This window comes from Protofrankia sp. CiP1_Cm_nod2, assembly GCF_920664355.1.
Taxonomy (GTDB): Bacteria; Actinomycetota; Actinomycetes; order Frankiales; family Frankiaceae; genus Protofrankia.
On the sequence record NZ_CAKKTL010000037.1, the window covers coordinates 24,499 to 30,683 of the forward strand.

5 protein-coding genes are annotated in these 6,185 nt (G+C 69.0%); 1 reads left to right on the forward strand and 4 read right to left on the reverse strand.

What is annotated here, in order from left to right; translation table 11 throughout:
- Positions 1–49: 49 nt before the first annotated feature.
- The 3 genes from NBW84_RS06320 to NBW84_RS06330 are packed head-to-tail and all read right to left on the reverse strand — an operon-like array spanning position 50 to position 3,205.
- Complete coding sequence (locus NBW84_RS06320; protein ID WP_250282587.1) at positions 50–1,624, reverse strand: AMP-binding protein; 1,575 nt, start codon at positions 1,622–1,624, stop codon at positions 50–52.
- 7 nt (positions 1,625–1,631) lie between these two features.
- On the reverse strand, positions 1,632–2,609 hold the full coding sequence (locus NBW84_RS06325; RefSeq protein ID WP_250291062.1) for a nitronate monooxygenase: 978 nt from the start codon (positions 2,607–2,609) through the stop codon (positions 1,632–1,634).
- Positions 2,610–2,656: 47 nt separating this feature from the next.
- A complete protein-coding gene (locus NBW84_RS06330; protein ID WP_250282591.1) occupies positions 2,657–3,205 on the reverse strand; it encodes a hypothetical protein in 549 nt (182 codons plus the stop codon).
- A 627-nt stretch (positions 3,206–3,832) separates the two neighbouring features.
- Here NBW84_RS06330 and NBW84_RS06335 point away from each other — a divergent pair.
- A complete protein-coding gene (locus tag NBW84_RS06335; RefSeq protein WP_250282593.1) occupies positions 3,833–5,044 on the forward strand; it encodes an acyl-CoA dehydrogenase family protein in 1,212 nt (403 codons plus the stop codon).
- Positions 5,045–5,295: 251 nt separating this feature from the next.
- Here NBW84_RS06335 and NBW84_RS06340 read toward each other — a convergent pair.
- On the reverse strand, positions 5,296–6,185 hold an 890-nt coding region (locus NBW84_RS06340), incomplete at its 5' end, for a LuxR C-terminal-related transcriptional regulator (RefSeq protein WP_250282595.1).

The window sequence follows — 6,185 nt, forward strand, 5'->3', positions numbered from 1 at the left end:
TCGTCCTGGTCACGGGGCCAGGGCGAACGCCGGCCGGCGGGCGGTGGAATTACCCGATCTGACGGGCCCGACCGGCCCAGTAGGGCGCGCGAATCGTTTTCTTGTCGACCTTCCCGGCCGGGTTGACCGGCAGTTGGTCGGTGAACTCTATCGATTTGGGCGCGGGCACACTGCCCAGCTCGCGCTTGACGTGGTTTATCAGCTCGCTCTCGTCGGCCTGCTGCCCGGACCGGGTGACCACGACGGCGTGCACGGCCTCGCCCCACTTCGGGTGCGGGATACCGAAAACAGCCGCCTGGGCGACCGCCGGATGGGTCAGCAGCACGTCCTCCACCTGCCGCGGGAAGACGTTGAAGCCACCGCTGACCACCAGGTCCTTCTTGCGGTCGACGATGTAGAGGAAGCCGTCCTCGTCGAAGTAGCCGATGTCCCCGGTGTGCACCCAGCCGTCGCGCAGCGCCTCCGAGTTACGCGAGGCGTCGACGTAGGTGAGCATCTGGCCGAGCTGCTTGGAGGTGACCTCGCCGACCTCGCCGACGGGCAGCGGGCGGTCGTCGTCGTCCTGGATGGTCACCGCCACGTACGGCAGGGGCCGCCCGGCCGACGCCAGCCGCTTGATGTCCTGCTCGGTGTCCACCCGGTGGTCCTGCTTGCGCAGGCTGGAGACGTACCCCGGCTCGGTGCCGGCGTAGGCCTGGATGAAGATCGGGCCGAACACGTCGAGCGCCTCACGCAGCCGCTCCGGAGCGATCGGGGCACCCGCGTAGACGATGGTGTTGAGCGACGAGAGGTCGAACTTCTTCCGGTCCGGGTGGTCGAGCAGCAGGTAGATGATGGTCGGGACCAGGGCCGTGGCCGTCACCTTCTCCTTCTCGATCCTCTCGAGCAGGGTGTTGACGTCCAGCCCCGGCAGCATCACGTTCGTGCCGCCGCGCAGGAAGGTCGGCAGCACGAAGATCTGGGTGAAGTGGGTCAGCGGAGCGCCGTGGGCGAAGATCTCACCGGGCCGGATGTCACCGATCTCCAGGCCGGCGGTGATGCTGTAGTGCGCCCAGGTGAAGTGGGAGTTGATCACACCCTTCGGCTCACCGGTGCTGCCGGAGGTGAACAGCACGTATGCCTCGTCGTGCTCGTCGATCTCCACCGAGGGGAGCGTGTCCGGCTGCGCCTCGAAGTGCTTCGCGTAGTCGAGGACACCGGCGACGGTCGTCTCCGCGGGCCCGCGGCCGTCGTCGAGCCGGATGACGTGGCGCAGCTCGGGCAGCCCGGCCACCACCTCGGCGACGGTCGAGTCGAACTGCGCGTGGTAGATGAGCGTGGTCGCGTCGGCCTGCTTCAGGTTGCTGCGGTGGCCGGCGGCGGCGGCCCGGGTGGGCAGCTGCACCAGCACCGCTCCGGCCTTCCAGATGCCGTGCTGGCTCGGGATGAACTCCAGGACGTTGGGCAGGAGCAGGCCGACCCGCTCCCCCTTGCCTACCCCTAACGCGATGAGCCCGTTCGCGACCCGGTTGGCCCACTGCTGTGTCTGCCGGTATGTCAGCCGGCGATCACCATCGATGATCGCCGTTGAGTCGGCGTAATACAGGGTGACCCGGTCGAAAACCGTTGGCAGCGTGCCCCACATGCGTGCTCTACCTCCACTTTCTGGAAATGCCGTCCGCTGCCGCCGGTAGCAGCAGGTCCTGGGCCTGCTGGTATTCGCGGGCAAGCCGCTCCGCCAGCTTCGGGATGTCGAGAACCTCGTCGATGCCGGACACCGAGTGGCCAGCCGCCCAGACGTTGCGCTGGGCGAGCAGCCGGTCCTGGGCGAAACCGGGAGAAGCCTCGCCGGCCGCCCCGGCGGGTGGGGCCGGCGTGATGTCCTGAGCCTCAAGCCAGCTTCTGAGTACGTTGGCCTGCAAGCCGCTGACCTGCACCGATGTGGTGACGTCATCGAGGGTGGCCTCGACGACGGCCTGCCGGTACGCATCGGAGGCCAGGCTCTCGGTGGTGGCGATGAACCGGGTGCCGAGATAGGCCAGGTCGGCGCCGGCGGCGCGGGCGGCCAGCACGCTGTAGCCGTCGCTGATGCCGCCGGCCAGGACCAGGATCCCGTCGTAGTCACTCCGCAGGGCCCGTACGAAGGAGAGCGGGTTGGCCCACCCGGTCTGCCCACCGGCGCCGGCGGACAGCAGCACCAGGCCGTCCACCCCGGCTTCGATCGCCTTGTGGGCATGGCGTATGCTCGCCACGTCCGCCAGCACCAGGATGCCGGCGTCGTGCAGCGGCCCGACCACCGCCGAGGGCGAGCCGACGCTGGTGATGACGATCTCCGGGCGGTGCCGCAGCAGGCTGTCCAGGTCGCTGGCGAGCCGCGCGTTGGAACGGTGCACGACGAGGTTGGCACCCACCGGAGCGGCCGGCGCGGACTCGTCGGCCCTTGTCGCCGCTGTGATGCGCGCCAGCCATTCGTCCAGCTCATCGGCGCTTTTCGCGTTGTGGGTGGGGAAAGTGCCGATGATACCGTTCACGGCGGCGGCGATCACAAGATCGGGGCCTGACACGTCGGTCATCGGCGCCGCCACCGCCGGCAGCCTCAGCCGTTGGTGCCATTCGTGCGGTAATGTCACCGGTACCTCCACGATCGGCGAAGCGCTGTCAACTCCGGCCCGCCTGTTCAGGCCGAAGAAGCGGGGTCGGCATCCTTCTCCCAGGAGTACGTCGTGGGGGCCGGCGACCCGATCCGCTGAAATACCGGGGCGTCGTTCCAGGTGGTCGGCTCACCGTCAATTCTGCCGTCGGTGCCGGTCAGCCGCCAGGCTTGGTCCCGGCAGGCCTGATCCCGGGCGGGGGGATTCTCGCCGCCGGTTGACGGGTCCTGGTATCCACTGCCGCTGCCCTGGTATCCGCTGCCCTGGTATCCGGCACGATGCCCACCGTCCTGCCGCCACAGGACCGTCACGGACGGTGACTCGTTCCCCCTGGTGGTCGTGACCGCCTCAAGAACCTCGAAGCGAGCGCCTTCCGGACCGCTGTCGGTGTCCCGCTCCGGGTACGCGGCCAGCCGCTCACGAAGGCCGGCGGCGCCGGCGGCCGGGCCGTGCTCCGAACCGGCCGTCCAGTCCCCGTCGTACCGGACGTCGTCCGTGTACAGCGAGATCGCCACGTCGGTGTCACTCGTGATCCCCCGCGCCCACTGTTCGGCCTGTTCGGTGACTCGGCTCATCGACGCACTCCGTTCCGATCCCGGTTGGCCCGACCAGGGCCAGGCGACGGTCACACCCACGAGCGCCAGGCCGGCAAAGCCGGGACAGGCCGGCTCCGCCGGGCCGAGGGGCACGATCAAGCTTTTCCTGCGTACCGCGGTCCCGGAAAATCCGGGAAAGCTCAAGAAAGAGACTGTCGGCCCGATCGGCGGGTAGGTGTCCCACACGGTAGAACCAGTTCGTGGCCGGCGCCTCATCCCCCGGGGGTAAAGACGGTGCTCCTTCGGGTGAACCGGTGCCGCTTCGCCTGAACCAGCAGGCCGGCGGCGGTCCCAGCGCCAGGATAACCCGGTCACGGACGATCATCCGCCGGTCGGCGGCTGCCGGCTTACCGTACGCGGGTAATGACGGCGGGGGCGATAATGACGGAAGCCGTGGAAGCCGCGGTGGCGGACCGTGGCCGGGCCCGGACGACACGTGCCCGGCCAGGCCCCCGATCCCCCGGAGAGGAGGTGGTTCCCACCGGGTGTCACCCCGTCGAAGGGCAGAATCTCTCCCGCAGGGAGATTCCAGCCGGCGGTGGCTCGATTATGCTCACAACGGCTTCGCAAGCACATGGTCGTCGATGGTTGGGAGTGAGTTGCGGTATGGGGAAGCACGATGTGGAAATAACCCCGGCCGAACAAGCCGAGGTGATACAGATAGCCCGTTCGGTGGCGAAGCACTTTGCCGAGGCCGGCGCACGGGCTGATGCCGAGAACCGCTTTCCGACCGAGCTCGTGCCGATCTACAAGGAGAGCGGCCTGCCCGCTCTGGCCGTCCCGAAGAAGTACGGCGGCCTCGGCGCGGACATCTGGACCACCACCTTGGTGTCCAGGGAGCTCGCCAAGGGCGACCCGGCCATCGCGCTGGCGTTCAACATGCACCAGACCATGATCGGTATCTTCCGTGGCCTGCTGAACGAGGAGACCCGGCAGCGGGTCTTCGCCGAGGTCGTCAACGAGCGCAAGATCGTCTGCGGGCCCTTCAGCGAGGACCGGGCCGGGCTGACCGGTCTCGCCGACACCGTGGCGGTCCCCGACGGTGAGGGCGGCTGGCACGTCAGCGGCAAGAAGACCTGGGCCACCCTCTGCCTGGGGGCCGACATCGTCGCCTTCAACGCCACCGTCACCGATCCCTCCGGGGAGCTGCCCGAGGACTTCCAGGAGCACGCGTCCCGCGAGGCCGTCTTCGTCATCCCGATCGACACGCCCGGGATCAGCATCATCGAGACCTGGGACACCCTGGGCATGCGCGCGACCGGCACCCACACCCTCGTCTTCGACAAGGTCTACGTGCCGGCCTCGGCGTACGGCGGCAACTTCCGTAACGGCCTCTTCGGCGAGTTCGAGTGGGCGTCGCTGAGCTTCTCCGGCGTCTACCTCGGCCTCGCGGAGAAGGCCTACGCCGAGACCCGGGAGATCCTCAAGAAGAAGTCCCTCGGCGCGACGCAGGAGGGCAAGGACGTCGCCCTGAAGGGGATCGGCTACGTCCAGTACGGGCTTGGCAAGGTTCTGCTGGAGACGGAGACGGCGGCCCGGGCGCTGGAGACGACCGCCCGGATCCTCATCGAGGGCCGTGACGCCGAGTGGAACCCGATCGCGCGGGCGGCGTTCGTCGACGTCACCAAGGTCACCGCGACCGAGACGGCGATCAAGGTGACGGACGCCGCGCTCCGCCTGGTCGGCGGCTCGGCCTTCCGGCGCGGGCACGTCCTGGAGCGGCTCTACCGGGACGCCCGTGGCGGACCGTTCCACCCGCTGACCACCGACCAGGCCTACGACCTGCTCGGCCGGTCCGAGCTCGGCCTGCTCGGCTGAGCATCGGCCAGGCCCACGGCTCTGCTCGGCACTGCGTACCCGCGGGGACCGCGGCTGCTCCGGCCGCGGTCCCCATCGAGGGGCGGGGCTGTCGGCCGGGAGCCGTGATCTCCGCCGAAGCCCGCCACCCGAGATCCGCCACCTGAGGTCTGCCAGCGTGGCCGGAGACAGGGCCGACCGTCCACGGCACAAGAAAAACAGTACGCACCGTAGCAGTTCGCTGCGGTGCGTACTGTTGTGTCGGCCGATTCTCAAGCCTCGATCTCACGCATGGTCATCCCCAGGGAGCCCGCGATCGCCTGGGATCGGTTCACCGCGCCGAGCTTGCGCAGGATGTGCTTCACATGCGACTTCACGGTCTCCTCCGCGATGACCAGGGTCTCCGCGATGACGCTGTTCGTGGCGCCCGCCACCATCAGCTCCAGGACCTCCGACTCCCGCGCGGTGAGGTCCCCGCCGGGGTGCGCGGTGGCGACCAGGGCGGGCCGCGCGCCGTCGCCGGGCATGGCTCCGGTGCCCGCGTACCGGGAGAGATCGATACCCGCGTCGCAGAAGTCGTTCATCATCTCCACCGCCGACGACAGGATCTCCCGCACGTGGTTGCGCTGGGTACGCAGGCGCTCGGTCAGTACAGCCCGTTCGTAGACATGGCTGAAGCCGTCCGCGAACATCCAGAGAACATCCCGGTCGACGTCGTCCACGCGGCGTGAGGACGGATGGTGGTCCGCGTGCAGGAAGCCCACGACCTCCGGCCCGCGCATCACCGGGGCGACGACGTAGGACTTGGAACGCCCGGACTCCACGATGATCGGCCGGTAGACGGGCGCGTTCGCGGTGTCGTACACGACCGCGGGCCGGCAGTCGGTCAGCAGCCCGGTCTCGGGCGTCATGCCCTCCAGCGGGATCGGCCGGTCGATCCAGCGCGCGAACCACGACTCGTCACCGTTGCCGAAATAGGCCATCCACGGATGCCAGGCGCCGTTCTCCACCCGGGAGAGCACCGCGCGCCCGAAACCGCACCGCTGGACGAGCTCCCCGCACACCTGGTCGAGCAGGTCGGCCGAGTTCGGCAGCGTCCGCAGGCGCTGCAGCCCCGCGGCGCAGTCGGCAAACCGGCGGGTGCACAGGTTCAGGTCATGCT

Bases quoted from the DNA above. Each gene is read 5' to 3' on its own strand.
- NBW84_RS06320 (WP_250282587.1), bottom strand. From the start codon at position 1,624: ATGTGGGGCACGCTGCCAACGGTTTTCGACCGGGTCACCCTGTATTAC.
- NBW84_RS06335 (WP_250282593.1), top strand. From the start codon at position 3,833: ATGGGGAAGCACGATGTGGAAATAACCCCGGCCGAACAAGCCGAGGTG.
- NBW84_RS06330 (WP_250282591.1), bottom strand. From the start codon at position 3,205: ATGAGCCGAGTCACCGAACAGGCCGAACAGTGGGCGCGGGGGATCACG.